Genomic DNA, 26,474 nt, shown 5'->3' on the forward strand with positions numbered 1-26,474 from the left:
CCTTTTATAATTGTACGCTTTTACCTGTTTCACTACTTAAGTAAATAGCATCGATAATTTGAGATACGCGCATTGCTTCTTCTGGCTTTACAACTAATTCGCTTTTACCTAAACACGTTTCAACGAAATTCGTTACTTGCGCAAGACCTGGGTTTATTTCACCTGGAATCCAGTCAACTTTACTACTCGTTAACATTCCGTGTTTTGCTTGATTTAGTTCTAATGGGAATAAATCGATTCCGCCCTTATCCCCTGAAATGCTAACACCTTCTGAATCCTCTTTTACATTAGCCGCCCAAGACGTTTCAAATAGCATCGTTGTTCCATTATCAAATCGAATGTACGCTGTAACATGATCGTCCACATCAAATGTATCATGGTTAAAGCTTCCCCACTCATTCACTTGGTTCGGCATTTTGCTTAAACGGTTATACGATTGACCGACAACTTCCACTGGCTTCGGATTTCCTAGTAACCAAAGGGATAGATCTAAGAAGTGACATCCCCAATCAATAAGGCTTCCGCCACCTTGAAGTTCTTTATTCGTAAAAACTCCCCATCCAGGAACCTTTCTTCTTCTCATCGCATGAACTCTAGCCACCATTGGTTTACCAATTTCATCTGCCAAAATTAGTTTCTTCGCTGCTTGGGCTTCTTTTGTAAAGCGATAATGGAAACCTATCGATAATACTTTTCCTGAAGAGTTAGCAGCTTCAATCATAGATGCCGATTCCTCAGCTTTCATCGCCATTGGCTTTTCACATAAAACATGAACACCCGCTTCTAATGCTGCAATCGTTATTTCGGCATGGAATTTATTTGGGGTACAAATCGTTACGGCATCTACTTCTCTTAGTAATTCTTTATAGTCTGTGAACACTTTCTTTATCCCGAATTTTTCAGCAACGGCGTTCGCAGCATCTAGGTTAACATCACAAACCGCTTCTAACATCACCATATCTTCTATTTGTTGGTACGCCGGGATGTGACGGTCACGAGCAATCCCGCCCGTGCCGATAATTCCCATTCTTAACTTCGTCATTATTTCTTCACCACTTATATTTTTGTAATTTGTTTTGTTTCATTAGATGCTAGCGCAGCTAAAACGACTTGAAGAGATTTCATTCCTTCTTCACCCGAAACTGGTGGTTCTACATCATTGATGATGCTATTAATAAATTGATCGATAATTTGAGAGCTTGTTTGTCCTCCAGAATCGTTCGTTTGAATGCCACCTAACTCATATTTCACTACTTCACCCGTTTTGTATTGAACGATAACAGAGTTAACAGGGTCATCTTCCAAACGTACAATGGCGTTTTCTGCATAAATAACTGTAGCGTTATCTTCTTTTGAAACGTAAGACCAACTAGCTGCTAACGTACCGATAATGCCACTTTCTGTTCTTAATACACATACAGCTGTGTCATCTACATCTGTATTTTGTTTTGCACTAGTCTCGATAAATGCGCCTACTTCTGCAAATTCTTCTCCAAGGATATAGCGAAGAAGGTCTGTTTTGTGAACACCAAGGTCTCCCATTGCTCCGATGAATGCTTCTTCTTTATTAAAGAACCAGCTTTCTTTTCCGTCTGCACTCCATCCTTCTGGACCGCCATGACCAAATGCTGTACGGAAGCTATAAATTTTCCCAAGCTCGCCACTTGCCACTAATTGTCTCGCTTTTTGATGGGAAGGTACAAAGCGTTGGTTATGGGCGATCATTAGCTTTTTATTCGTTTGCTTTGCAACTAGGATCATTTCTTCTGCTTCTTCTTTAGATGTTGCCATAGGTTTTTCACATAAAACGTGTTTTCCAGCCTTAAGTGCTGCAATCGAAACAGGAGCGTGTAGATAGTTTGGTGTACAAACACTTACTGCATCTATTTTAGGATTTGCTAAAAGTTCTTCATAGTTCGTATAAGCTTTCGCGCTGTACTGTTCTGCAAATTCGTTTACACGCGCTTCCACGATGTCACATACAGCTACAATTTCAACTTGCTTATTGTTCGCATACTCTGGTAAATGGCGATGTTTAGCGATACTTCCGCAACCAATAACTCCAATTTTTAATTTACTCATAAAAATTCCTCCTATTTATTTCGATTATGAATTGCATCTCTATTTTTGTTTCTAGTGAATTTGTAACTTCATTGCATTACTAGTTTTTCGGTTTAATTTCTTCAAGTGGCTGTGCGTTTCCGTAAACAGGGTAAGAACGTTTTGTTGGCGCCGCCCATCTTACACTGTTTTTAATAACCTTTTGGATTTCTTCATTATGATAAGTTGGATATGTTTCATGTCCAGGACGGAAGTAAAAAATCTTCCCATTTCCTCTACTATAAGTACATCCGCTTCTGAATACTTCTCCACCTTCAAACCAGCTTAAGAACACTAGTTGTTCTGGTGCTGGAATGTCAAAATGTTCTCCGTACATTTCTTCTCTTTCTAGCTCGATTTTTTCTCCAATTCCTTCTACGATAGGATGACTTGGGTCTACCACCCATAGCCTTTCTTTTTCATCTGCTTCTCGCCACTTTAAGTCACATGACGTTCCCATCAACGTTTTGAAAATTTTTGAAAAGTGACCGGAGTGAAGGACAATCAGTCCCATTCCTTCTAATACGCGTTTCTTCACTTTTTCTACTACTTCATCGCTTACTTCATCGTGAGCAATATGGCCCCACCAAATTAAAACATCTGTTTCCTTAAGCACTTCATCTGTTAAACCATGATCTGCTTCATCTAAAGTTGCCGTTTTTACGTTATGCTCTTCTTTTAAAAAGTTAGCGATTGCACCGTGAATACCTTCCGGGTAAATGTCTCTAACTACCGGATTTTTTTGTTCATGACGAAATTCATTCCAAACTGTTACATTCAACATATTATTTCACTCCAAATTTTTGTTTTAAGTAGTTTATACTAATTTCAATACTTTCTAATGGCGTGCGTCGGCTCACATCTTGCTCGACAATCCACCACTTTACTTGTTGCTTTTCTCCGATTTGTAGAATCGATTCCATATCTACGCCACCAGTACCAAGTTCAGCAAAAAACTTTTCGCCATCTAGCGTCATATCTTTTAAATGGACAAGCGGCGTTCTTCCACTATAGCGATTTAGCCATTCTGCCGGATTTTCTCCTGCCTTTGTTAGCCAATACACATCAAACTCCGCATTAATAGATGTGTCTTCCAGTATTGCTTCCAATATTTTTCTACCATCGCTCAGCTTTTCTAGTTCAAAATCATGGTTATGGTAGCAAAGAGTGAATCCTTGCTCTTTACACGCAACTTCCGCCTCTTTTAAAAAAGAAATAAGCGATAGGTAACGCTCCTCATTTTGCTCTTCTGGCTTAATATAAGGGACAACAATATACTGAGTTCCTAAAATTCTTTGTTCCTCTATTACTTTGTCCAAGTTTTCCTCTAATTGCTCTAATGGGACATGACTAGAAGGTGCTTGAAGTCCAAATTGATCAAGCAGACTTTTCACTTCTGTTACATGTAAGCCAGCATAACCCGCTAGTTCCACACCGTCATATCCTAGCTCAGCCACTTTTTTTAACGTTCCAGCAAAATCGTTCTCTATTTCTTCTCGCAACGTATACAATTGTACTGCAATTGGAATTCTCATCGTATGCCTCCTCTTTTCATCTTATAGATAAAAACGCTTTCATATATGTAAACATCATAAAATAGATAGAAATTATACAAAATAGATAATATAATGGAAACATGAACTATTTTGCTATTTATTTATAGATTGGAGAAAAATCTTTGGACACATATATTCGTTTTTGTGGGTATTCCTATCATACAAAAGGTTATTATTCTCAAGATACGGACGCTTTAACAGGCTATTTGATTCGGTTACAAACAGAAGGAACTAGTGAAATAACGCTAAATAACGAAAAGCACAGTATGAAAAAAGGAGATTTATTATTCGCTATACCTGGCGATTTTTATGAACTGAAAATTGAGGAAGAGGAAGTTAGTGCGGATTATCATTTATCTATATCCGGATCATGGATAGAGGAATGGTGGAACCGTTCAGAAAAACCACGCCTATCAAAAATCGACTTAGAAGATAGAATATTATCATTATGGAGACATCTTACTTTAGAAAAGCGTAGACCCCTATCGGAAAAAGGTAATGAACTACCCTCTCATTTATTGAAAGCACTTTGTTTAACTTTAGAACGAGCCGTGAATGAGACAACTTCTGATATCACTAGACCCTATGTTGTAACAAGGATGCTTCGTTATATAGAGGAACATGCCACCATTGGCCTTATGGTGGAGGATGTAGCTAAACATGCTGGTCTAAGTGTCTCCCGAGCAGTACATCTTTTTAAAGATATAACAGGAAAAACAATCATTGAATACGCGCAAGATATCCGAATATCTGCTGCAATTGATCAAATGAAGTACACGACAATGACACTCGAAAACATCGCAGAAAACTGCGGCTTTAGCTCGTACGCCTATTTTCATCGAGTATTTAAAAAGAAATACGGAGTTTCACCTGGGGTGTATAGGAGTAGGTGAGGATTGAAGGCGCAAGACCCCCGTACAGTAAAAATTTACTGCATTGGGGGTCTGCACCAAATTTGAAATGGATTAAGTTGTAGAAATAACAAAAGAAGTTAGTGCTCTAAAAATGATTGGAGGAAGTTGAGTGTGTATGTTGTACATTTAATAGTAATTATTTTCCCAAAAAATTCAGGACATTTTTGGGAGATGTATGCTTAATAAATAATTAACCTTAGCAGAAACTTTTTATTTGATTTTCAGTGATTCCTTTAATTAGTCTAAGTTCACTAATTAAATATTGATTTGCGTTTTCTAGCATTTTTTTTTTCGCTTGTATTAAGTGCTTTTTCTTTCTTCATACGCATTAAATCACGTACAACTTCAGCACCTTCTTGTATTTTACCCGTTTTAACTTTGTCCGTGTTCACTTTAAACCTTTGTTTCCACGGCAGTAATCTATCTGATTCTCCATGCTGAAAAATGTGCATAATGTGTTTTAATGCAATTATGTCAGTAACTGGACGTATACTTGAACTCAATATTTTACCCTTAGGAATCATGACTTGCATATTGCTGATTAACATTCGTATGACATAATACTGTTGTTTTTCCCCTGATATTTCCTTTTCTTCCAGGGAATTAATTATACCTACTCCGTGCATTGGATATACAATGTTATCGCCAATTTGGAACAAATAATCCACCTCCATATATGGTAACCTTCTTAAGTATAACACATATATTATTTTTTATCAAATTTTTAATAATATCATAAAATTACTTTACGAGTCAACTACTTTTTCTTTAAAAGTTAGGAAAGGTAAATATAATAGAAAGTGTATCGAATTTCCAAAAAAGAGAAATTAATTTTCCCGTATATATTCTGTATCTCTACCTATTAACGTAGATCGATAACTTAATCATTATGAGCTCTTTGTTTGTATTGCATAATGCTCTTCTTTTTCTTTGTGGATTTTTACTATTTTTGCTAAATGAATCAATTTCATAATTACTGTTCGTTTAGTGAAGAACGAATGTTAACTTTATAATAATTAAATAACGTTCGATATAAAGCGCAAATTATATGAAAGAATAGGTATAATATTCGTTTTTCGTTTAGTAATTGTACATGATGAAACTCACTCAAATGACAAAAATTTGTATTTTCTTACGTTTCATGATATGATAAAGAAGAATTATTTTTGTTCGGTGTAAGGGATAGTATGAATATTAACTTTTCATCTTGATGATACTTTGTCCAAGGATAGTAATATAATGTGTGGTAACGCACTAGGAGGCAACAAAAATGGAACAAGGTACAGTAAAATGGTTTAATGCAGAAAAAGGTTTTGGCTTTATCGAACGAGAAAATGGAGACGATGTATTCGTACACTTCTCAGCAATTCAAACTGACGGCTTCAGATCTTTAGACGAAGGTCAAAAAGTAACGTTTGACGTTGAGCAAGGTGCTCGTGGAGCTCAAGCTTCTAACGTTCAAAAAGCTGCTTAATCTTATATCATTTATCCAAACAGGCCCTTTATCAAGGCCTGTTTTTTTATATTCTCTGAATAATACTCCATAATAACCCAAAAATGGTGCCTGTATTAATGGGATACACATATATAATAGAAGAGGCTTCTGACAAGTTTATACAACTCGTGAGAAGCCTCTTTTCATTACCTGACTTAAATGATTAAATTACCTCTCCATTTTTAGATCCCCTCAATAAGATCTTTAACTATTTCTGGGCGGTCAAAGAAATATTCCTCCAATAAAGGAATGATCTCAAAGGTCAGAATTCCATCATACCATTCCTGTTCATCCATATATTCAGGTTTCGATGTGAAGAAACTATGACCAATTGCATAACCAGGTCCTAACTGGATATCACCGATTATTTCTTTATTCATTTTCTCGACGGCAAGCAGGATTCTGTTTACCATAACAGTAGATACACCAGATTCTTGAATGGCTCTTCTCCACCCCTCATTAAATGCTGGTTTAAGTGTCACGAACGCAAATCTACGGCGAATTGCTACTTCTAATTGGGCTGAAGCACGCGATGCTGTATTTATTGTTCCTATCAGGTATACGTTATTTGGTACGGTGAATTTCTTATTAGAGTACCCCATTGTGACATATTCGCCACGCCTATCACTTTCAATTAGCATAATCAATTCACCAAAAACCTTAGACAGGTTACCTCTATTAATTTCACCAATAATAAAATAATAATCCCGTTCTGGATTTTTTAGGGCACGCTCACAAAACTTATAGAAGATTCCATATTGTAGCGAAAACCCGTTTTCATCTGGTCTATATCCCATAATGAAATCTTCATAAGCATAATTTTGGTGAAATTGCAGCAATTCCACACGTTCTGAATCTATTTCCCCCATTAAAGAGTAAGCAAGTCGCTTTGATAAAAAGGTTTTCCCAACACCCGGCGGTCCTTGAAAAATTATGTTCTTTTTATATTGTAAAAGATCCCTGATCGTATCATATTGGTTTTCATCTATAAAAACTTCACTCAAAAAATCCTCTTTTGTGTAACTGTTGAATGTTTGGCTATTAATTTCAGCCACCTCCTCTTTTGAATCAAGCTTTAACTTCAAAGGTTTTGGTAAATAACAACCACAATGAATTGCAAAATTCTATCAACTCTTAGTTTTTTAGAAATGATGTCTGCGTTAAAGGTTTAATCTAGTGGAGGTATGGCACCATAAGGGAGAAATTTTTTCTATCAATAAAAGTTTGAGGTTTCAATTATGCTTTTAGATTTATTTTCGAAGTAGAGTACTGTAGAATTATTTGCTTGACTATATATTAATTTCTAAACATAAATAGTGTCAATATTAAAAAAATCGATATTTTTTTCAACTCCACAAAAAAAAGAAAAGGCTTCTCACAAGTTTTAACAACTCACGAGAAGCCTATTTATTATTAATTGCGTTAGCAAATGTTAGCATAAACTATTTTTTTGACATAACATTTAGATAATGCAGTTTACCTCTTTTATTTTGGCTCTGTTAAAGTTTAATGTTGATATCAGCAGAAAAACTAGAACTTCCATATAATTGGGAGTTCTAGTTTGAATTATTGTCGCTTTTAACTATCAAAACAACTTTTAGAGTTTACCAGTCAATATATCTTGCTTCACCAGTTCCGAATAATTTATCTGCAATTAGATTACCATCTTTATCAAGTGCTCTTATTGTCCATGTTGCCTCAGAATACTCATCTAGTACAAAGAAGGCATGATTATCAACTAGCTCTTTGACATGGTAGCTATCGGGATATTTCTCAACCGTTTCCATATTGAAGTTGTAAGGCTCTGATGGCGTTAAGCCTTCCAGGTGGTTACCAACCACAATATATTTTATATCTGGATTACCAGTTCTAACTCCAATCATAAAACCATCTTTTTCATCACTTCCAAAACCAGCAGCCTGGAATGGTTCATCTCCTTCAAGTGTGTAGCCAGAATTGCCACCTGAGTAATGATACAAAAACCCAATACTTCGATGCATTTTCGCCAAGCCAAATGTATCGTTATTTACATTTTCATATAATATTGCTTTCCCGTAAGTTGTTTCTTTACTTTCTATTGGTTTAGTGCCATTAGGTAAAGCACTTGATGCAGTAAAGCGAAAGCCTACTAGGAATAAAGTACCTATTATTATTAATATGGTTACTACAATGGATTTCCACGGCTTCATTTTTGTAAACATTAAAAAAAGTATTATTCCAATAAAAGCTATCGCTAAGAAAACCAGCAGATTATACATATAATCCCCCTAAGCAAAAAACCTCCTAATTAGTTGACTAAGAGATAATAAATTTTATATTTCGAAACTAGATAACCAAAGTGTATCATAAGATTCCTTATTTTGGATTAAATTCCCTTTAATAATCAAGTCATTCATAGTTACTTCATTTCGTTGGTTTTGATAAAGCCCTTTTGAGGGTTGGGGAGTTAGTTGCTCTTAATTGGAAGGATATAGACTTTATTAACCACACTATAAGTATTACCAAGACTTATTACAATCCCAATAATAATACTTTGGAGTACTTATTAGTACCTCCGGAAACCCGAAAATCCAAGCGGAAAATTGTTGTAGATGAAGAAGTAATTCAAGCTTTAAAGAAGCACAAAGAAATCCAGAACCAAGTAATTAAGCGATTAGGTAAAGATTACTACAATAAAGATTTTATCTTTGCAAAGATGGAAAGACAATTTTGTTATCCTATTGTAATTAAAACAGTCCAAAATCGAATGAAGAGACTTCTTACTATCGCCGAACTAAATACAGACTTAACACCACACTCTTTGAGACATACGCATACATCTCTCTTAGCAGAGGCCCGTGTCTCACTCGAACAAATCATGGATCGTCTCGGTCATACCGACGATCAAGTTACGAAAAATGTGTACCTCCACGTAACCCAAGAAATGAAAAAAGAAGCCTCTCAAAAGTTCAGTGAACTCATGAGAAGCCTCCGTTAATATCCTCAATGTTAGCAAAATGTTAGCATTTCACTCTCACCTTACCAACAAACCCAGTCATACCAAGGGTTTCAGGGGCAGATTACATCATGCCGCCCATTCCACCCATGCCGCCCATATCAGGCATGCCGCCAGCACCTTTTTCTTCTGGAAGATCTGCAACTACAGCCTCAGTAGTTAAGAACATTGCAGATACGCTTGCTGCGTTTTGAAGTGCTGAACGAGTAACTTTCGTTGGGTCTACGATACCAGCTTCAAGCATGTTTACCCACTCGCCAGTTGCTGCGTTGAAACCAATTCCAACTTCTTCGCGTTTTAGACGATCTACGATTACAGATCCTTCTAAACCAGCGTTGAATGCGATTTGACGAACTGGCTCTTCGATCGCACGTAATACGATGTTTACACCAGTAGCTTCGTCGCCTTCTGCTTGAATTTCAGCAACTTTGTTGTAGATGTTTACTAGAGCCGTACCACCACCAGCTACGATACCTTCTTCTACTGCAGCGCGAGTAGAGTTTAGTGCATCTTCAATGCGTAGTTTACGCTCTTTTAATTCTGTTTCAGTAGCCGCTCCAACTTTAATTACAGCAACACCACCAGCTAATTTAGCTAAGCGCTCTTGTAATTTTTCACGGTCGAACTCAGAAGTAGTTTCTTCTAATTGTGCACGGATTTGGCCAATACGAGCTTTGATTTCGTCGCTGTTTCCATGTCCGTTAACAACAGTAGTGTTTTCTTTTGTTACAACGATTTTGTCCGCGCGTCCTAATTGGCCGATGTTTGCAGATTTAAGGTCTAAGCCTAATTCTTCTGTAATCACTTCTCCACCAGTTAGTACAGCGATGTCTTGTAACATAGCTTTACGACGATCACCGAATCCTGGAGCTTTAACAGCAACTGCATTGAATGTGCCACGTAATTTGTTCACTACTAATGTAGCTAATGCTTCACCTTCAACGTCTTCCGAAATCAGTAATAAAGGTTTCCCTTGTTGTACTACTTGCTCAAGAACTGGAAGGATTTCTTGAATGTTTGTAATCTTTTTATCTGTAATTAAGATATATGGATTGTCTAAAACAGCTTCCATTTTATCAGAGTCCGTTACCATGTAAGGAGAAGCGTATCCACGGTCAAATTGCATACCTTCTACTACTTCTAACTCTGTAGTGAAACCTCTAGACTCTTCTAATGTGATAACGCCGTCGTTACCTACGCGCTCCATTGCTTCTGCGATTAATTGACCTACTTCTTCGTCAGCAGCAGAGATAGCAGCAACTTGTGCGATTGAAGCTTTACCTTCGATAGGTTTAGAGATCGCTTTTAGCTCATTGAGAGCTACAGCAACTGCTTTTTCGATACCTTTTCGAATTCCCATTGGGTTAGCTCCAGCAGTAACGTTCTTTAAGCCTTCACGAATCATAGCTTGCGCTAATACTGTTGCAGTAGTTGTACCGTCACCAGCGATTTCGTTTGTTTTACTAGCAACTTCAGCTACTAATTTAGCACCCATGTTTTCGAATGCATCTTCTAATTCGATTTCTTTTGCGATTGTAACACCATCGTTCGTGATTAAAGGAGAACCGAACTTCTTCTCTAATACTACGTTACGTCCTTTTGGTCCTAATGTTACTTTTACAGCGTCTGCTAATTTATCTACACCACGAAGCATAGAACGACGAGCTTCTTCACTGAACTTAATATCTTTTGCCATGATCAAGACCTCCTCAGAATATGTTCATATATCTTTTTAGTAATTTAATATTATTTGTTGATTACAGCTAATACGTCAGCTTCTTTTAAGATTAAAAATTCTCTGCCATCGTATTTTATTTCAGTACCAGCATATTTAGAGAAAATAATGCTGTCGCCTTCTGCCACTTCTAAAGCAACGCGCTCACCGCTATCTAGTACGCGACCTGTACCTACAGCTACTACTTTTCCTTCTTGAGGCTTTTCCTTAGCAGTGTCAGGTAATACGATACCACTTGCAGTTTTTTCTTCTGACTGGACAAGTTCAATTACAATGCGATCACCTATTGGCTTTAACATGTGAAACAACCTCCTCAAATGTACGTTAAGTATAGTTTTTAATAATTATGTCTTTATTAGCACTCGTAACACTTGAGTGCTAACACAATTATTATATTAAATAATCAAAACCAATTTTGCAAGTATCTTGCATAATTTTTTTCTCTTTACAGCCCTTTCCATTATGTCACATTAGAAAATAATCTAAACATTAATTTCCTAATAGAGCGTACACTATAAACATCTATTGTTTTTTACATTACAAAGACTACTATATGTACTTACAGACCTTCCTAGTACAGGTCAAATGTATTTATATGGTACAATACGATGGAATCATCACATAAGGAGTAAACTATGACTAAGACTTATTGGAAAGTAATTATCGCATATGTTGTTATGCAGTTTTCTGGAATAATTGGAGTTCCTATTATGTTAAAGCTTGGAGTCGGAGAAGGATTAGAACAGGCTGCGAGGGAGTCTTTATTATTTAGCTATTGGATAACTATTAGTTTCATTGTAGGACTTCTCGTTATTTTATGGATACTTCGTACAGACTTTAGAGAGAAAGACTTTAGAAGTGCACAAGCCAGCTTGTCAAGTACCATTCTTTGGTCCGTATTAGGTTTCTTTATGGCTTTATTTGGACAAGGAATTGCGGCATCCATCCAACAACTAGTTTTCGGGATTGAACCAGGTTCGGAAAATACTCAACAGATTATGAATTTAATCATGTCTTCAGCTGCTATCATTGTTGCTGTTACAGTTGCGGGACCTATATTAGAAGAAATCATTTTCCGGAAAATTATTTTTGGAACTTTATATAAGAAATATAACTTTGCTGTAGGGTTGATTGTAAGTTCTTTATTATTTGCACTGGTGCACCAAGATTATAAACATTTATTAATTTACTTTGTAATGGGTTCTATCTTTGCATTTCTATATGTAAAAACAAATCGTATTCTTGTGCCGATTATAGCCCACGTTGCGATGAATTCGTTTGTTGTACTCGTTCAATACGTTTTTAGAGACCGAATCGAAGAATATATCGAGCAATTGGAACAGATGCAAGGGTTTATTAAGTTTTTTATGTGAGTCTGTTTCTTAGTCATCCATAATGATGAAACTAACTCATGTAACAGTAATATTGGAGGAACGATTGTATGCGCATTACCCCTATTAAAATAGCTTATTTATATTTGGTTATGGGTTTTCTATTTCTCTACATTGCGATTATGTCAGTAGGAGATACTATTTGGCAATTTCAAACTATCTTATTAATGCTTTTCGCTACATTCAATTTTGGCGTTACCATTCGAGCGTTTATTTTGCACGACAAGGTTAAAAAGATGAAGGAGAAATAAATGGGTTGGGACAAAAGATCGATGAAGTTCATCTTCACTCAAATTTTTATCGGCTTTGAACTTCTTAACCGATGAAGTACATCTTCACTCAAATTTCTATCGACTTTGAACTTCTTAACGCCGCTGAAGTTCATTTTCACTCAAATTTTTATCGACTTTGAACTTCATAAGGTTGATGAGGTTCATCTTGACTAAAAATAGGTCAGGACAAAACCCGGTGAATTTATAGGAAGAGGCCCCAAGAACATTTTTTGTTCTTTGGGGCCTCTTTCTTTTTTGGGCGCTAGTTTTCTCCCAGCGTCTTTTTATTGTTCATTATTCATTTTTTCTAATTCCATCTTCGTTTCTGCTATTTTTGCTTTTCGATAAGCGAAACGGGAAATAACAAGACTGATTTCATATAAGATAAATAACGGTACCGTTACCATTAAGTGCGATAATAATTCTGGTGGCGTGATAAACGCCGCGATCACTAATAGGATAAAGTACGAATACTTTCTAGCTTTTACTAAAAATTGTGGTGTGACAATTCCTAGTCTTGTTAAGAACATAACTACTACGGGCATTTGAAACAAAATACCGAATGGAATCGTTAGTTGAAACAAAAACTGAAAATACTCATTAACCCCTATCACTTGGTTAATATCTAAACGTTCCGCTAATTTGTTCATAAAGTTAAGAACAAACGGAAATAAAATATAATACGAAAATGCTAGTCCACTTAAAAATAAAAGTAAAGAAATAGGTATATAGCTAAGCGTAACTCTTCTTTCTTTTTCATATAAGCCAGGACTAATGAAAGCCCACAGCTGATATAGCGTTACAGGGAAAGTGATAATAAACGCGATTAAAAAGGCAAATTGCATGAAGATCTTTATCGCATCTGTTGGACGAAACGCATGCAACGCAAACAATTGCGCTTCATCAGACTGTTGTAAATACACAATGATAGGTTCCGCTAAGAAGAAGCCGCCAATTGTTGATACAACAAAGAAGCTTGCAATGATGAATAACCTTTTACGCAATTCCCCTATATGGTCATATACCGTCATTTCTCTATCTATCATAAACGTTCATCCTTCATTACTTCTTCTGATCTTCTTTTTTTTCATCGTCATCTGCTAAACCTTTTGTTGCATTTTTAAATTCACGCAACGTGTTTCCTGCAGCTTTTCCAAGTTCAGGTAACTTTTTCGGACCGAAAATTAAAAGAGCGACAAGGCCTATAACTACGATACTTCCCATACCTAATGGCATAAATAGTCACCTCCTCGAAATATACTTATTCTACTACTTTTTTATTCTGATGGATAGTGTTTCAAGAAATATACCAAAGATTGTAATTCAACTGCTAAATCAATATGATGAATTCTAACATGATCAGGCACACTAATTCTAGCTGGAGTAAAGTTTAATATACCCTTAATACCTTTTGATACTAGTCTATCCGCTATTGGCTGTGCAACATGTGCTGGTACTGTTAGAATGGCAACAGTTATATCATCATCTAACTCTTCTTCTAGTTTATCTAAATCATAAACAGGAACGCCACCTATGTCTGTACCTATCTTTGATTTATCGACATCGAAGGCCAATTTAATCTTCGTGTTGTTATTTTTCGTGAAGTTGTAATGTAGGAAAGCAGTTCCTAAATTACCAACACCTATTAATGTAACATACGTCACTTCATCTTGGTCTAGCGTTTTACGGAAAAAAGTTAACAAATATTGAACATTATACCCATATCCCTTTTTCCCTAATGCACCAAAGTAGCTAAAATCTCTGCGTATTGTCGCTGGGTCTACTTTTACCGCTTCACTTAACTCTGTAGATGATACTCGTTGTTTGCCCGAGGAGCTTAAGTTTTGAATGAATCGATAATATAGTGGCAAGCGCTTTGCTGTTGCTTGTGGTATTTTTATTTGTTCGTTATTCATCTTATTCCCCCATTTACTCTATCTATATCATATCTATTATTCTGCTCTTTATTCTGTTTGCATCACATAATAAGTAAACGATTTCTTTTTGTTTTAAACATTTAATTAATTCTTCCTATCTCCATTGTTGAAAGAGATGGGAAAGAAAGATAAACTTAATCTAGACATATTGAGGTGAAACTTATGATTATTTTACAAGTTAATCAGTTAAATAAATATTTTGGTGCTGAACTTATTTTATCTAATATTAAATTAGAAGTACAATCGAGAGACCGAATTGCCCTAGTTGGACGAAATGGTGCTGGTAAATCCACATTATTGAAGATCATTTCAAATCAACTATCCTATGATAGTGGTGAAATTATTAAGCCGAAAGATGTTTCGATTGGCTATTTAGCTCAAGACACCGGATTACAATCAGAACGTTCCATTTGGGACGAAATGCTGTCCGTTTTTTCTCATTTTAAACAATATGAAATAACCATGAGAGAACTGGAAGCAAAAATGGCTGACCCTGTCTTTATTAATCAGACAGAAGTTTATGAACGTATTTTAAAAGAATACGATCTGCTGCAAGAAACCTATAAACAACAAGGTGGTTTTCAATATGAGGCAGATATTCGTTCTGTCCTTCATGGATTAAACTTTGCTACCTTTGATTATAACACACCTATCTCAACTTTGAGCGGTGGACAACGAACTCGATTAGCTCTTGGTAAATTACTATTAACTAGGCCTGATTTATTAATACTTGATGAACCGACAAACCATTTAGATATTGAAACGTTGTCATGGTTAGAGTCGTACTTACAAAGTTATCCTGGGGCACTTTTAATTGTGTCTCATGATCGCTATTTTTTAGACAAAGTAGTGTCGGTTGTATATGAAATTGCCCGCAACCAGTCTACGAAGTTTTTAGGTAACTATAGTAGTTATTTGCAAGCGAAAGCTGATCAATATGAGCGTGATTTGAAGATGTACGAGAAACAGCAAGACCAAATAGAGAAATTGCGCGATTTTGTACAGCGAAATCTTGCACGCGCTTCAACGACAAAAAGAGCGCAAAGTAGAAGAAAACAGCTAGATAAAATGCAAGTGTTAGATAGACCAAATGGGGATGAAAAGTCTGCGTCTTTCGCTTTTGAGATAGAAAGACAAAGTGGGAACGATGTATTGAAGGCGAATTCTTTATCCTTTTCCTATGAAAGCCAGCCTGTTTTTGAAAATGTAGATATATCTCTAACTCGTGGCGATAGTGTCGCACTTGTTGGACCAAATGGTGTTGGTAAGTCTACACTATTGAAGATATTAGTGGAGAAATTGAATAAGCAAATTGGAAAAATACAATTTGGTGCCAATGTGACTGTAGGTTATTATGACCAACAACAGGCAGACTTGAAGTCTAATAAACGTGTGTTAGATGAGTTGTGGGATGACTACCCACACATGGCAGAAAAAGATGTCCGTACCGTTCTCGGTAATTTTCTTTTCTCTGGAGAAGATGTGCTAAAACCTGTCTTAAGCTTGAGTGGAGGAGAAAAAGCTAGGCTTGCATTAGCTAAGTTGATGTTACAGCGTTGCAATGTTTTAATATTGGACGAGCCGACAAATCATTTAGATTTAGATAGTAAGGAAATTTTAGAAAATGCTTTAATTGATTATCCAGGTACTATTTTGTTTGTGTCACATGACCGCTACTTTATTAATCGAATCGCTACGAAAGTTATTGAACTTTCGTCTACAGGTGCAATAGAGTTCTTAGGTGATTACGATTATTATGTGGAGAAAAAAGAAGAACAGCTTGAATTAGAGGCGATAGAAAGTCAGATGGATAGTACGATCCAGTCGAAACAGAAGCAATTGAAGTCTGATAGTACTGAGCCGAAAAGTTATGCACAAGAAAAAGAGCAAAAGAAAATAGAACGTCAACGAAAGCGAAGAATTGAAGAGATAGAAACAGAGATAGAACGCTTAGAGGAAAAGGTAGAAGAAAACGAAACACTACTTTGTGACCCAGACGTATACCAAAATCATTTGAAAGTGCAAGAACTGAACATGGAAAATGAAGAAGTTCAAGAAAAGCTTCTACTGTTAATGGAAGAATGGGAAGAGTTACAAGACTAAGTAATCCGGTAATCTACTTGTGCAACTATTTGGAGAAAACCAACTATAAATGTCGAAAAAAGCATGGCGATGAAAATTTCAAAAGCCATGCTCTTTTTTGTGTATAAGTTTGAGTAGTTTTTTGTTAATTCACATATTAACTAACATATCCACAAGCAAGTTACCAATTTTAGTGCGGTTTTACTAGTTATCCATAGGTTTATACACACTATCCACAATAAATTATTATTTTATCCACAAGTTTTATACACAAAGTTTTAATAGTTATCCATAAATACAATAGAGTTATCCACATACAAAACCTTACAAGTGCCAGGCACCACCCGAATTTTGTCGAAATTAAATAGAACCGGATTCATCCGGTTCTTTGTTAGTGTAGTAGGTATTAATTTTTTTCTAAGTCCAATCCTGGATTGGCATTCATATCATAGGAGGACCTTTTTCCAAGTCGATACATGACACTACCTACCGTGGCAATCATCGCTGCATTGTCTGTACATAACGATAAAGGTGGAATAACTAACTCCACACCATCTAATTCACTAAATTTTGCTTCTAATGCTGCACGGAGTCCTTTATTTGCTGCTACTCCACCTGCTAACAATACTTGATTTACTCCATACTCTTTTGTAGCAGCTAATGTTTTCGTTAGTAACACATCTATGACGCTCTGTTGAAAACTTGCTGCTAAGTTTGCCGGCTCAATCATGATTCCTTTTTGGGTAGCATTATGTAGCGTATTTATAACCGCTGACTTTAATCCAGAAAAGCTAAAATCATAACTACCTTCTTCTAGCCACGCTCTCGGTAAGTTGATCGTTGCTTCTCCCTCATGAGCTAATCTATCAACATGAGGGCCACCTGGATATGGCAAACCTAATGTACGCGCGACTTTATCATATGCTTCTCCCACTGCATCATCTCGTGTTTCTCCGATTACTTCAAAAGAACCATGCTCTTTCATATGAACTAACTCCGTGTGCCCACCCGAAACGACTAACGCTAGCAACGGAAATTTTAATTCTGTTATTAACTGATTCGCATAAATGTGACCAGCAATATGATGCACCCCAACTAACGGTTTACTTTGAGCAAACGCTAATGCTTTAGCAGCGTTAACCCCAACTAATAGTGCCCCAACTAGTCCTGGACCTTCTGTTACCGCAATAGCATCAATATCATCCATTGTAAGACCTGATTGTTCCATTACCTCTTCCAATACAATAGTCACTTGTTCGACATGGTGTCTGGATGCAATTTCAGGTACTACTCCACCAAATCGTTTATGACTTTCAATTTGTGATGAAACTACGTTTGCCACAATTTCTTTTCCATTTTTAATAATGGCCGCGGCCGTTTCATCGCAACTCGTTTCAATTCCTAAAATGTATTCTTCTTTTTGTATATTCATAAGTTCACCCACATCACTAATGCATCTTCTTTGTTATCTACATAATATTGTTTGCGTATTCCACCATTTTGAAAGCCGTGCTTTCTATACAAACCTTGTGCTACATGATTCGATACTCTTACTTCCAATGATAAAACATCGGCACCTTTATCTTTTGCGATATCTTTTGCCTTTTTTAATAGTAAATCCCCAAGCTTCTTACCCCGGTAAGAAGGGAGTACTGCGATATTTGTTATTTGAGCATCGCCCATTACATTCCAAATACCACAATAGCCAATAACTTTCTCCCCATCTTTTAAAACAATATAATGAGCATACGGGTTATTTGTTACTTCATAATAAAAGGCCTCTTTTGTCCAAGGAGTAGGAAAGGATGCCACTTCCACTTCATAAACAGCTTCAATGTCTTCTACTGACATTTTTTCTATTACAATTGTTTGCATCTATTATTACCTACCCTTTATTTTCTTCTAACCATTTTGCTTCTGCTTCAGCCAAACGAGTATAATTCGGGACAAAATGGTGTACATTAGTTGGCTCCATTTCCATTCCTATTTTACACAATTCACTTGGCCTACCATTATGTTGAACAAAAGAAGCCAGATGTGCCATCTCACCAAGTTGTCCTCGAATTACTTCTTTAAACTTATCCACATCTTCACCAATAAATAACACTTTTTTATTTAACATTTTTATTTCTTCTAACCAATCTGTTAATAAAATGTTGATATCTTCTCGTTTTGTTACTAACCGATCATTTTCCCATTCGTACAATCCTGTAAAAACTTGACCTCTTCTAGCATCCATAATAGGACAAATTACTCCAGGAAAATAACGTCCATTTGCAGCTAACAATTGTAAACTGGAAACACCAACTAATGGAATGTTTAAACTCCACGCTAACGTTTTTGCGATTGTGACACCTAATCTTACACCAGTATAGGATCCTGGGCCATTAGCCACCACTATTCTATCTAAATCTTTTGGTGTAATACCGCACTCTTTCATAAGCTGTTCTACTGCAGGCATTGCTCTCAAAGAATGATTCTTCTTCAAGTTTGTAATAAGTTCACCTACTACCTTTTCATTATCTACTATTGCAATTCCAAGCACATAAGTAGAAGTGTCTATCGCTAATACTTTCATTGTCTTGTTAACTCCTTACACAATTGTTCATAACGTGTTCCAATAGGTTCTAAAATAATCATTCTTTCACTATCCCCTTGATGGAATATCGAGACTTCCAATCTCTCTTTTGGTAAAAATTCTTCAATAAACTGGGCCCATTCCACAACACAAACGCCATCGCCTGAAAAATAGTCATCAAAACCTAAATCTTCATCACTGTCTTCTAATCGATAAACATCCATATGAAAAAGTGGTAATCTCCCTTGATATTCTTTTATGATCGTAAAGGTTGGACTATTTACATTACGTTTAATATCTAGCCCTTTAGCTAAACCTTTTGTAAAGGTAGTTTTTCCAGCACCTAAATCTCCTTCTAACAGAAGTACCTCTCCACCCATAAACAATCTCGCCATCTCTTCCGCTTGTTTCATCGTTTCATCCGATGATGTTGTATGTATTTCGTACTTGCTCATTTTGTTCAACTCCTAACGATTCTGGAAATGGTTAAAACCTGATTTTTCCAGCTCTTCTACCTTACCATCTCTCTTCAAAAATACTTTTCCTGTACCATCTACTACTTGTCCAATTTTACATATATCTATATTCTTTTCTTTACAAATGTGTAGTAGTTTAACCCAATCTTCAGATGAAATCGTTCCAACTAGTTCGAAATCTTCTCCACCAGTCAGTGCCCATTTCAAAGCATTAGATTTATTATAGTCTAAGACATGTTGACTTATAGGCAAACTTTTTTCTTCTATATAAATATTCACATGACTTGCCTCGGTAATTTCTAGCAATTCACTTGCAAGTCCATCACTTATATCGTTTAAGGACACTCGTTCGTAGGAGCTTAGGATCCTTCCTAATTCCACTCTAGGGGAAGGTTGTTGATGAGCACGTATTAGATGAGTATATGGCTCTTGATCCTTTACACTTTTCAATAGTAAATCTAGACCAGCAGCTGAATCTCCAAGTGTACCTGAAACAAACACGACATCCCCTTGTTTTGCATTAGACCGTAATAACCTCTTTCCTTTCTCTACTTTCCCGATTACTGTTACACTTAACACAAGCTTTGAAGAGGAAGATGTGGTGTCACCGCCTATTAAGTCCATCTGAAAGTCTACTGCTAACTTTTCCATACCTTTATAGATTTCTATTATTGAATTCTCATCCCAGTGTGGTGGTATCGTAATCGAAACTAAATAATATAAAGGAATTCCACCCATTGCTGCAATATCACTTATATTAGAAGCTAGTGCCTTATAGCCTATAGAATAGGAGTCCATCGTACTATGGGCAAAATGTACATCTTCCACCATCGTGTCCACGCATATAACTTGGTCATAGCTATTTTCCACTGTAAGAATGGCTGCATCATCACCAATTCCTACTATTTGTTCTTTATGAAAAAGATTGTTTGGTTGTATTTTTTTTATAAATTGAAATTCATCTGAGATAGACATGTTTACACCCCTCAAATTTTAACCACTATCCCTTATTATAACGAAACATTGGAAACAAAGAAAATATACAGTTCATTCTGTTTCCTATGTATTAACATACATTTTAATTTAGTACATTAACCAATACGAATTTACGTAGTTACATAGACTTAAAAAAATTTGTCAAAAAATTTTGAAAAAGAAGGGATTTTCAACTTTTAGTAGAATAATTATTCTAGCCAATAAATATTAATCATTAATGGTTAAAACAGAATATTATTTAGGAGGAATGGTAATGCGTTTAAAAAGTTTTTTCATCCTTGCACTTATTTTATTTTTATCAGCATGTGGTAAGTCAGAAAGTAACGGAAACAATGGAGGAAACGGAGATTTACCTGACTTAGCAATTTCATTTGAAAACGAAGCTGGTCAAAGTTTTCAAATTGTCCATGCATATAAATTGTTAAATCCTTTTTTTGAAGAAGTGCGAAATGTACCGGCAAGTGAGCAAACAGAAGTGTACGTATCATCTGTTATCGAACCTATTAACGAAGCGTGTTTCAAAGATGGAGAATATGCAAGTCTAGCAAAATCCATCACAGAAGAGGCACCGAAAAATCGTATTGCAACACAAGACGTTATCAAACGTTTAAACTACGATGATTTAAATAACTCTATTAAAGAAGCACTTATGGCAGCTTCTGAAAAACTACCAACAGAAGGTACAACTACGGTATGTATTTTCCCTACAACAGAAACATTACAAAATGTAGTTTTAACTGCTGGTGCTGGTAAAATTACGGTTCTATTCAACCGTAACTTTAACAACGATATCGTAAAGGCGGGAGTTGCTAAAGAATACCCTAAGAGCGTTTGGACAGAAAAAAATGGTGCTCCATCTACTGTACTTGATTATTTAGTACTTCACGGAAAAGGAACGATGTTCGGTAAAACATTATTTCCTGACGTAACTTTTGTAAAAGTTAACCCTGAATTTAAAGAAGAAAACTGGTCTAAAATCGAAGGCGACTTAACAAAAGCTGACGAAGAAAGAGCCCTTCAAATCTTAAGAGGCGGTGGAGAGCTTCCAGCGAACTACGGCTATAGCGAAGGGTATAAAATGGTAGAGGCTTTCTTAGAAGCTAACAGCAGCGTTTCTGAGGAAGAATGGGTAATGCTTTCAGCTGAGGAAATCTTCGAGCAAGGAAACTATGCAGACAATTACTAATAAGCTATTTTTGGACATCTACTGATAAATTTCAGTAGATGTTATTTTTCATAGGAGAAAACAAATGCAAATAACATTAGAAAAAGCCAATTGTTCAGATGCAGAAATAATACATGATATACAAATAAAGGCTTTTCTACCCCTATTAGAAAAGTATAAAGATTATCATACTAATCCAGCAAATGAAACGATTGATAAAGTACTTACTCGTATAAATGATCCTTCAGGTAGTTTTTACAAAATTTATGGGAAAGATGCTATTATCGGTGCAATTCGTGTTTATCCAGAGATTCCGTCTAATTGGTGGATTAGTCCCATGTTTATTTTGCCATGTTATCAAGGAAAAGGCATCGCTCAAAAAGTACTTAAAATAATAGAAGAAAAAACTCCTGAGGCAAAAACATGGAACTTAGCAACTATATTACAGGAAGAGCGAAATTGCTATCTTTATGAGAAGATGGGTTATATGAAAACTGGAGAGTATAAGGAAATCAATGAATTAACTACTCTCGTATACTATAAGAAAAAATGAATGAAAGCATAAAAGGGAGAGTGCTATGTACGAGTTAAAAACGAAAGAAAACGATCGTAGTGTTATACAGTTTATAGAAAATGTGGATAGTCCAAAGAAACGTGAGGATGCTTATAAATTATTAGATATCTTTACTGAGACATCTGGTTGTCATGCAAAAATGTGGGGCCCTAGTATTATCGGATTCGGTTCTTATCATTATAAATATGATTCTGGTCATGAAGGAGACGCACCTCTTGTTGGCTTTTCCCCTAGAAAAGCAAAAATAAGCTTGTATTTTGCAACAGGTGATACAAGAAGAGAAGAACTATTAAGCCGCTTAGGAAAACATACAACTGGAAAAGCTTGTGTGTATATAAACAAGGTGGCTGATATTAATGTTGATGTGTTACGTGAACTAATTAACCAATCGATCGATTTTCTAAAAATTACATACCCTAAGCAACAGTAGAAGGTTTATATCACTCTTATAAAGGATTAAAAGAAAATGGAGTGCGTCCATAAACGACGCACTTTATTTGTTTACACATTAAGTTATTAATCTGAACTAGAAAAGCACTGCATAACTTTTCATCCACAAAGTTATATTTTTTTAAGTAAAAAAAATCCTTAGGACTTTACCTAAGGATAAAAAAGGATTAACTAAATGTAGTTAACCGCGCATTGTATTAAAATAAGGGGAAAAAGACATAAAAAAAACGAAACGTAGTTTCGTACAAGTAAAAATATGGCGGTCCCGACCGGGATCGAACCGGCGATCTCCTGCGTGACAGGCAGGCATGTTAACCGCTACACCACGGGACCTTTTGGTTGCGGGGGCAGGATTTGAACCTACGACCTTCGGGTTATGAGCCCGACGAGCTACCAGACTGCTCCACCCCGCGATAATAAAAAGTATTAATATTTTTATTCCTTTACGCATTTAAACTCAGTTAATACTGACTGTCCCTTCCTCTTCTAGCAAATTCATAGAAGTGAATGCGTCGGGACAACTCGCAGATTATTCAAGGAGTAACGCTCGTTGCTCCACCCCGCGATAATAATAATATTAATTACATAAGCCTGGCAACGTCCTACTCTCACAGGGGGACAGCCCCCAACTACCATCGGCGCTGAAGAGCTTAACTTCCGTGTTCGGTATGGGAACGGGTGTGGCCTCTTCGCCATCATTACCAGACATATGATATTTTGAAGGATGTTCCTTCAAAACTAGATAACATGTTTTCCTGTCAAGAAAGTGATTGTATCGTTCTAATTTGGTTAAGTCCTCGATCTATTAGTATTCGTCAGCTACACGTGTCGCCACGCTTCCACCTCGAACCTATCTACCTGATCATCTTTCAGGGATCTTACTAGCTTGCGCTAAAGGAAATCTCATCTTGAGGGGGGCTTCATGCTTAGATGCTTTCAGCACTTATCCCGTCCGCACGTAGCTACCCAGCTATGCCTTTGGCAAGACAACTGGTACACCAGCGGTGCGTCCATCCCGGTCCTCTCGTACTAAGGACAGCTCCTCTCAAATTTCCTGCGCCCACGACGGATAGGGACCGAACTGTCTCACGACGTTCTGAACCCAGCTCGCGTACCGCTTTAATGGGCGAACAGCCCAACCCTTGGGACCGACTACAGCCCCAGGATGCGATGAGCCGACATCGAGGTGCCAAACCTCCCCGTCGATGTGGACTCTTGGGGGAGATAAGCCTGTTATCCCCGGGGTAGCTTTTATCCGTTGAGCGATGGCCCTTCCATGCGGAACCACCGGATCACTAAGCCCGACTTTCGTCCCTGCTCGACTTGTAGGTCTCGCAGTCAAGCTCCCTTGTGCCTTTACACTCTACGAATGATTTCCAACCATTCTGAGGGAACCTTTGGGCGCCTCCGTTACTCTTTAGGAGGCGACCGCCCCAGTCAAACTGCCCACCTGACACTGTCTCCCACCCCGATTAGGGGTGCGGGTTAGAATTTCAATACAGCCAGGGTAGTATCCCACCGACGCCTCCACCGAAGCTAGCGCTCCGGCTTCTCAGGCTCCTACCTATCCTGTACAAGCTGTACCAAAATTCAATATCAGGCTACAGTAAAGCTCCACGGGGTCTTTCCGTCCTGTCGCGGGTAACCTGCATCTTCACAGGTACTATAATTTCACCGAGTCTCTGGTTGAGACAGTGCCCAGATCGTTACGCCTTTCGTGCGGGTCGGAACTTACCCGACAAGGAATTTCGCTACCTTAGGACCGTTATAGTTACGGCCGCCGTTTACTGGGGCTTCGGTTCAAAGCTTCGCTTGCGCTAACCTCTCCCCTTAACCTTCCAGCACCGGGCAGGCGTCAGCCCCTATACTTCGCCTTGCGGCTTCGCAGAGACCTGTGTTTTTGCTAAACAGTCGCCTGGGCCTATTCACTGCGGCTCTCTCGGGCTTTAACACCCTAACAGAGCACCCCTTCTCCCGAAGTTACGGGGTCATTTTGCCGAGTTCCTTAACCAGAGTTCTCTCGCTCACCTTAGGATTCTCTCCTCGCCTACCTGTGTCGGTTTGCGGTACAGGCACCATTCTCCTCGCTAGAGGCTTTTCTTGGCAGTGTGAAATCAGGAACTTCGGTACTAAATTTCCCTCGCCATCACAGCTCAGCCTTTATGAGAAGCGGATTTGCCTACTTCTCAGCCTTACTGCTTGGACGCGCATATCCAACAGCGCGCTTACCCTATCCTCCTGCGTCCCCCCATTGCTCAAACGGAGTGAAGGTGGTACAGGAATATCAACCTGTTATCCATCGCCTACGCCTTTCGGCCTCGGCTTAGGTCCTGACTAACCCTGAGCGGACGAGCCTTCCTCAGGAAACCTTAGGCATTCGGTGGATGGGATTCTCACCCATCTTTCGCTACTCATACCGGCATTCTCACTTCTAAGCGCTCCACCAGTCCTTACGGTCTAGCTTCAACGCCCTTAGAACGCTCTCCTACCACTGTTCGTAAGAACAGTCCGCAGCTTCGGTGATACGTTTAGCCCCGGTACATTTTCGGCGCAGAGTCACTCGACCAGTGAGCTATTACGCACTCTTTAAATGGTGGCTGCTTCTAAGCCAACATCCTGGTTGTCTAAGCAACTCCACATCCTTTTCCACTTAACGTATACTTTGGGACCTTAGCTGGCGGTCTGGGCTGTTTCCCTCTTGACTACGGATCTTATCACTCGCAGTCTGACTCCCATGGATAAGTCTTTGGCATTCGGAGTTTGACTGAATTCGGTAACCCGATGAGGGCCCCTAGTCCAATCAGTGCTCTACCTCCAAGACTCTAACACATGAGGCTAGCCCTAAAGCTATTTCGGAGAGAACCAGCTATCTCCAGGTTCGATTGGCATTTCACCCCTACCCACACCTCATCCCCGCACTTTTCAACGTGCGTGGGTTCGGGCCTCCATTCAGTGTTACCTGAACTTCACCCTGGACATGGGTAGATCACCTGGTTTCGGGTCTACGACCACGTACTCATTCGCCCTATTCAGACTCGCTTTCGCTACGGCTCCGTCTCATCGACTTAACCTTGCACGGGATCGTAACTCGCCGGTTCATTCTACAAAAGGCACGCTATCACCCATTAACGGGCTCTAACTACTTGTAGGCACACGGTTTCAGGATCTTTTCACTCCCCTTCCGGGGTGCTTTTCACCTTTCCCTCACGGTACTGGTTCACTATCGGTCACTAGGGAGTATTTAGCCTTGGGAGATGGTCCTCCCTGCTTCCGACGGGATTTCTCGTGTCCCGCCGTACTCAGGATCCACTCAGGAGGGAACGAAGTTTCAACTACAGGGCTTTTACCTTCTACGGCTGACCTTTCCAGGTCGCTTCATTTACCCCGTTCCTTTGTAACTCCATGTTGAGTGTCCTACAACCCCAAGAGGCAAGCCTCTTGGTTTGGGCTAATTCCGTTTCGCTCGCCGCTACTCAGGAAATCGCGTTTGCTTTCTCTTCCTCCGGGTACTTAGATGTTTCAGTTCCCCGGGTCTGCCTTCATTACCCTATGTATTCAGGTAAAGATACTACTCCATTACGAGTAGTGGGTTTCCCCATTCGGAAATCTCTGGATCAAAGCTCACTTACAGCTCCCCAAAGCATATCGGTGTTAGTCCCGTCCTTCATCGGCTCCTAGTGCCAAGGCATCCACCGTGCGCCCTTAATAACTTAACCTCGATATCGCGAATAGATATCTAATAAAGAAAATTTACTAAG

At 38.0% G+C, this 26,474-nt stretch carries 25 protein-coding genes, 2 tRNA genes, 2 rRNA genes and 1 pseudogene; 9 read left to right on the top strand and 21 right to left on the bottom strand.

Annotated features, from left to right (window positions below; genetic code table 11):
- Positions 1–4: 4 nt before the first annotated feature.
- The 4 genes from CDZ89_RS18505 to CDZ89_RS18520 form a co-directional block, all read right to left on the bottom strand.
- The gene (locus tag CDZ89_RS18505) at positions 5–1,042 is read right to left on the bottom strand and encodes a Gfo/Idh/MocA family protein (protein ID WP_096155842.1); all 1,038 of its coding nucleotides are present in this window, start codon (positions 1,040–1,042) and stop codon (positions 5–7) included.
- Positions 1,043–1,056: 14 nt separating this feature from the next.
- Complete coding sequence (locus CDZ89_RS18510) at positions 1,057–2,082, bottom strand: Gfo/Idh/MocA family protein (RefSeq protein WP_096155843.1); 1,026 nt, start codon at positions 2,080–2,082, stop codon at positions 1,057–1,059.
- Between the two features lie 79 nt (positions 2,083–2,161).
- Positions 2,162–2,884 (bottom strand): ThuA domain-containing protein, encoded by a 723-nt coding sequence (locus tag CDZ89_RS18515; protein ID WP_096155844.1) that lies wholly within the window; start codon positions 2,882–2,884, stop codon positions 2,162–2,164.
- Position 2,885: 1 nt separating this feature from the next.
- The gene (locus CDZ89_RS18520) at positions 2,886–3,635 is read right to left on the bottom strand and encodes a sugar phosphate isomerase/epimerase family protein (protein WP_096155845.1); all 750 of its coding nucleotides are present in this window, start codon (positions 3,633–3,635) and stop codon (positions 2,886–2,888) included.
- A gap of 143 nt (positions 3,636–3,778) precedes the next feature.
- Between CDZ89_RS18520 and CDZ89_RS18525 the strand changes: the two genes are divergently transcribed.
- Complete coding sequence (locus CDZ89_RS18525; RefSeq protein WP_096155846.1) at positions 3,779–4,549, top strand: AraC family transcriptional regulator; 771 nt, start codon at positions 3,779–3,781, stop codon at positions 4,547–4,549.
- Positions 4,550–4,766: 217 nt separating this feature from the next.
- On the opposite strand, the pseudogene CDZ89_RS18530 reads toward CDZ89_RS18525, so the two are convergent.
- Positions 4,767–5,229 (bottom strand): annotated as a pseudogene (locus CDZ89_RS18530) (CarD family transcriptional regulator).
- Positions 5,230–5,840: 611 nt separating this feature from the next.
- Here CDZ89_RS18530 and CDZ89_RS18535 point away from each other — a divergent pair.
- Positions 5,841–6,044 (top strand): cold-shock protein, encoded by a 204-nt coding sequence (locus CDZ89_RS18535; protein WP_096155848.1) that lies wholly within the window; start codon positions 5,841–5,843, stop codon positions 6,042–6,044.
- Between the two features lie 203 nt (positions 6,045–6,247).
- Here CDZ89_RS18535 and CDZ89_RS18540 read toward each other — a convergent pair whose 3' ends face one another.
- Positions 6,248–7,120 (bottom strand): AAA family ATPase, encoded by an 873-nt coding sequence (locus CDZ89_RS18540; RefSeq protein ID WP_157842799.1) that lies wholly within the window; start codon positions 7,118–7,120, stop codon positions 6,248–6,250.
- A gap of 549 nt (positions 7,121–7,669) precedes the next feature.
- Positions 7,670–8,323: a hypothetical protein gene (locus CDZ89_RS18545; RefSeq protein WP_096155850.1), complete on the bottom strand. Its 654-nt coding sequence runs from the start codon at positions 8,321–8,323 to the stop codon at positions 7,670–7,672.
- Between the two features lie 173 nt (positions 8,324–8,496).
- Here CDZ89_RS18545 and CDZ89_RS18550 point away from each other — a divergent pair, with 173 nt between their 5' ends.
- The gene (locus CDZ89_RS18550) at positions 8,497–9,042 is read left to right on the top strand and encodes a site-specific integrase (protein WP_096155851.1); all 546 of its coding nucleotides are present in this window, start codon (positions 8,497–8,499) and stop codon (positions 9,040–9,042) included.
- Between the two features lie 82 nt (positions 9,043–9,124).
- On the opposite strand, the gene groL is transcribed toward CDZ89_RS18550, so the two are convergent.
- Together groL and groES are read right to left on the bottom strand one after the other, a co-directional pair.
- Positions 9,125–10,756 (bottom strand): chaperonin GroEL, encoded by a 1,632-nt coding sequence (gene groL, locus CDZ89_RS18555; RefSeq protein WP_096155852.1) that lies wholly within the window; start codon positions 10,754–10,756, stop codon positions 9,125–9,127.
- Positions 10,757–10,806: 50 nt separating this feature from the next.
- Positions 10,807–11,094 (bottom strand): co-chaperone GroES, encoded by a 288-nt coding sequence (gene groES, locus CDZ89_RS18560; protein ID WP_096155853.1) that lies wholly within the window; start codon positions 11,092–11,094, stop codon positions 10,807–10,809.
- A gap of 336 nt (positions 11,095–11,430) precedes the next feature.
- Between groES and CDZ89_RS18565 the strand changes: the two genes are divergently transcribed.
- Entirely contained in the window at positions 11,431–12,168 is a 738-nt protein-coding gene (locus CDZ89_RS18565) for a CPBP family intramembrane glutamic endopeptidase (RefSeq protein ID WP_096155854.1), read from the top strand.
- A 68-nt stretch (positions 12,169–12,236) separates the two neighbouring features.
- A complete protein-coding gene (locus tag CDZ89_RS18570; protein WP_096155855.1) occupies positions 12,237–12,437 on the top strand; it encodes a YdiK family protein in 201 nt (66 codons plus the stop codon).
- 305 nt (positions 12,438–12,742) lie between these two features.
- Here CDZ89_RS18570 and tatC read toward each other — a convergent pair whose 3' ends face one another.
- Genes tatC through CDZ89_RS18585 form a run of 3 tightly spaced genes read right to left on the bottom strand, consistent with a single transcriptional unit; the run spans position 12,743 to position 14,374 of the window.
- Positions 12,743–13,504 (bottom strand): twin-arginine translocase subunit TatC, encoded by a 762-nt coding sequence (gene tatC / locus CDZ89_RS18575; protein ID WP_096155856.1) that lies wholly within the window; start codon positions 13,502–13,504, stop codon positions 12,743–12,745.
- A gap of 16 nt (positions 13,505–13,520) precedes the next feature.
- Complete coding sequence (locus CDZ89_RS18580; protein WP_096155857.1) at positions 13,521–13,694, bottom strand: twin-arginine translocase TatA/TatE family subunit; 174 nt, start codon at positions 13,692–13,694, stop codon at positions 13,521–13,523.
- A 41-nt stretch (positions 13,695–13,735) separates the two neighbouring features.
- Complete coding sequence (locus CDZ89_RS18585; RefSeq protein ID WP_096155858.1) at positions 13,736–14,374, bottom strand: redox-sensing transcriptional repressor Rex; 639 nt, start codon at positions 14,372–14,374, stop codon at positions 13,736–13,738.
- Between the two features lie 183 nt (positions 14,375–14,557).
- On the opposite strand from CDZ89_RS18585, the gene CDZ89_RS18590 reads away from it, so the two are divergent.
- Positions 14,558–16,498, top strand: a complete 1,941-nt coding sequence (locus CDZ89_RS18590) for an ABC-F family ATP-binding cassette domain-containing protein (protein WP_096155859.1) — start codon at positions 14,558–14,560, stop codon at positions 16,496–16,498.
- 385 nt (positions 16,499–16,883) lie between these two features.
- Here the strand turns inward: CDZ89_RS18590 and tsaD are convergent, their stop codons facing one another.
- From tsaD to thiL, 5 genes are read right to left on the bottom strand one after another with little or no spacing between them, the layout of a single operon-like run.
- Positions 16,884–17,909: a tRNA (adenosine(37)-N6)-threonylcarbamoyltransferase complex transferase subunit TsaD gene (tsaD, locus tag CDZ89_RS18595; RefSeq protein WP_176483784.1), complete on the bottom strand. Its 1,026-nt coding sequence runs from the start codon at positions 17,907–17,909 to the stop codon at positions 16,884–16,886.
- Complete coding sequence (gene rimI, locus CDZ89_RS18600) at positions 17,906–18,352, bottom strand: ribosomal protein S18-alanine N-acetyltransferase (protein WP_096155860.1); 447 nt, start codon at positions 18,350–18,352, stop codon at positions 17,906–17,908. Before rimI ends, tsaD begins: the two co-directional genes overlap by 4 nt.
- A 10-nt stretch (positions 18,353–18,362) precedes the next feature.
- Positions 18,363–19,055: a tRNA (adenosine(37)-N6)-threonylcarbamoyltransferase complex dimerization subunit type 1 TsaB gene (gene tsaB / locus CDZ89_RS18605; RefSeq protein WP_100334206.1), complete on the bottom strand. Its 693-nt coding sequence runs from the start codon at positions 19,053–19,055 to the stop codon at positions 18,363–18,365.
- The gene (gene tsaE, locus CDZ89_RS18610; protein WP_096155862.1) at positions 19,052–19,510 is read right to left on the bottom strand and encodes a tRNA (adenosine(37)-N6)-threonylcarbamoyltransferase complex ATPase subunit type 1 TsaE; all 459 of its coding nucleotides are present in this window, start codon (positions 19,508–19,510) and stop codon (positions 19,052–19,054) included. The genes tsaB and tsaE overlap by 4 nt, the downstream gene beginning before the upstream one ends.
- 12 nt (positions 19,511–19,522) lie before the next feature.
- Entirely contained in the window at positions 19,523–20,506 is a 984-nt protein-coding gene (thiL, locus tag CDZ89_RS18615; protein WP_100334207.1) for a thiamine-phosphate kinase, read from the bottom strand.
- Positions 20,507–20,780: 274 nt separating this feature from the next.
- Here thiL and CDZ89_RS18620 point away from each other — a divergent pair, with 274 nt between their 5' ends.
- From CDZ89_RS18620 to CDZ89_RS18630, 3 genes are all read left to right on the top strand, one after another.
- Positions 20,781–21,713 carry a DUF2268 domain-containing putative Zn-dependent protease gene (locus CDZ89_RS18620; RefSeq protein ID WP_157842800.1) on the top strand — a complete coding sequence of 311 codons (933 nt, stop codon included), beginning with the start codon at positions 20,781–20,783 and terminating at the stop codon, positions 21,711–21,713.
- A 64-nt stretch (positions 21,714–21,777) separates the two neighbouring features.
- A complete protein-coding gene (locus CDZ89_RS18625) occupies positions 21,778–22,245 on the top strand; it encodes a GNAT family N-acetyltransferase (RefSeq protein WP_096155865.1) in 468 nt (155 codons plus the stop codon).
- 25 nt (positions 22,246–22,270) lie between these two features.
- Entirely contained in the window at positions 22,271–22,696 is a 426-nt protein-coding gene (locus CDZ89_RS18630) for a DUF1801 domain-containing protein (RefSeq protein WP_096155866.1), read from the top strand.
- Between the two features lie 277 nt (positions 22,697–22,973).
- Here CDZ89_RS18630 and CDZ89_RS18635 read toward each other — a convergent pair.
- The 4 genes from CDZ89_RS18635 to CDZ89_RS18650 all read right to left on the bottom strand — a co-directional run bounded on the left by CDZ89_RS18635 (position 22,974) and on the right by CDZ89_RS18650 (position 26,432).
- Positions 22,974–23,049: transfer RNA gene (locus tag CDZ89_RS18635), tRNA-Asp, on the bottom strand.
- Positions 23,050–23,052: 3 nt separating this feature from the next.
- A tRNA-Met gene (locus CDZ89_RS18640) sits at positions 23,053–23,129 on the bottom strand.
- A 176-nt stretch (positions 23,130–23,305) separates the two neighbouring features.
- Positions 23,306–23,422 (bottom strand): 5S ribosomal RNA (rrf, locus tag CDZ89_RS18645).
- Between the two features lie 79 nt (positions 23,423–23,501).
- A 23S ribosomal RNA gene (locus CDZ89_RS18650) occupies positions 23,502–26,432 on the bottom strand.
- Positions 26,433–26,474 lie beyond the last annotated feature (42 nt).

The organism is Bacillus alkalisoli, from assembly GCF_002797415.1.
GTDB lineage: Bacteria > Bacillota > Bacilli > Bacillales > Bacillaceae_I > Bacillus_CD > Bacillus_CD alkalisoli.

Coding starts and splice junctions, on each gene's coding strand:
- CDZ89_RS18505 (WP_096155842.1), bottom strand. CDS start 1,042: ATGACGAAGTTAAGAATGGGAATTATCGGCACGGGCGGGATTGCTCGT.
- CDZ89_RS18510 (WP_096155843.1), bottom strand. CDS start 2,082: ATGAGTAAATTAAAAATTGGAGTTATTGGTTGCGGAAGTATCGCTAAA.
- CDZ89_RS18515 (WP_096155844.1), bottom strand. CDS start 2,884: ATGTTGAATGTAACAGTTTGGAATGAATTTCGTCATGAACAAAAAAAT.
- CDZ89_RS18520 (WP_096155845.1), bottom strand. CDS start 3,635: ATGAGAATTCCAATTGCAGTACAATTGTATACGTTGCGAGAAGAAATA.
- CDZ89_RS18535 (WP_096155848.1), top strand. CDS start 5,841: ATGGAACAAGGTACAGTAAAATGGTTTAATGCAGAAAAAGGTTTTGGC.
- CDZ89_RS18545 (WP_096155850.1), bottom strand. CDS start 8,323: ATGTATAATCTGCTGGTTTTCTTAGCGATAGCTTTTATTGGAATAATA.
- groL (WP_096155852.1), bottom strand. CDS start 10,756: ATGGCAAAAGATATTAAGTTCAGTGAAGAAGCTCGTCGTTCTATGCTT.
- groES (WP_096155853.1), bottom strand. CDS start 11,094: ATGTTAAAGCCAATAGGTGATCGCATTGTAATTGAACTTGTCCAGTCA.
- CDZ89_RS18565 (WP_096155854.1), top strand. CDS start 11,431: ATGACTAAGACTTATTGGAAAGTAATTATCGCATATGTTGTTATGCAG.
- CDZ89_RS18570 (WP_096155855.1), top strand. CDS start 12,237: ATGCGCATTACCCCTATTAAAATAGCTTATTTATATTTGGTTATGGGT.
- tatC (WP_096155856.1), bottom strand. CDS start 13,504: ATGATAGATAGAGAAATGACGGTATATGACCATATAGGGGAATTGCGT.
- CDZ89_RS18580 (WP_096155857.1), bottom strand. CDS start 13,694: ATGCCATTAGGTATGGGAAGTATCGTAGTTATAGGCCTTGTCGCTCTT.
- CDZ89_RS18585 (WP_096155858.1), bottom strand. CDS start 14,374: ATGAATAACGAACAAATAAAAATACCACAAGCAACAGCAAAGCGCTTG.
- CDZ89_RS18590 (WP_096155859.1), top strand. CDS start 14,558: ATGATTATTTTACAAGTTAATCAGTTAAATAAATATTTTGGTGCTGAA.
- tsaD (WP_176483784.1), bottom strand. CDS start 17,909: ATGAATATACAAAAAGAAGAATACATTTTAGGAATTGAAACGAGTTGC.
- rimI (WP_096155860.1), bottom strand. CDS start 18,352: ATGCAAACAATTGTAATAGAAAAAATGTCAGTAGAAGACATTGAAGCT.
- tsaB (WP_100334206.1), bottom strand. CDS start 19,055: ATGAAAGTATTAGCGATAGACACTTCTACTTATGTGCTTGGAATTGCA.
- tsaE (WP_096155862.1), bottom strand. CDS start 19,510: ATGAGCAAGTACGAAATACATACAACATCATCGGATGAAACGATGAAA.
- thiL (WP_100334207.1), bottom strand. CDS start 20,506: ATGTCTATCTCAGATGAATTTCAATTTATAAAAAAAATACAACCAAAC.
- CDZ89_RS18620 (WP_157842800.1), top strand. CDS start 20,781: ATGCGTTTAAAAAGTTTTTTCATCCTTGCACTTATTTTATTTTTATCA.
- CDZ89_RS18625 (WP_096155865.1), top strand. CDS start 21,778: ATGCAAATAACATTAGAAAAAGCCAATTGTTCAGATGCAGAAATAATA.
- CDZ89_RS18630 (WP_096155866.1), top strand. CDS start 22,271: ATGTACGAGTTAAAAACGAAAGAAAACGATCGTAGTGTTATACAGTTT.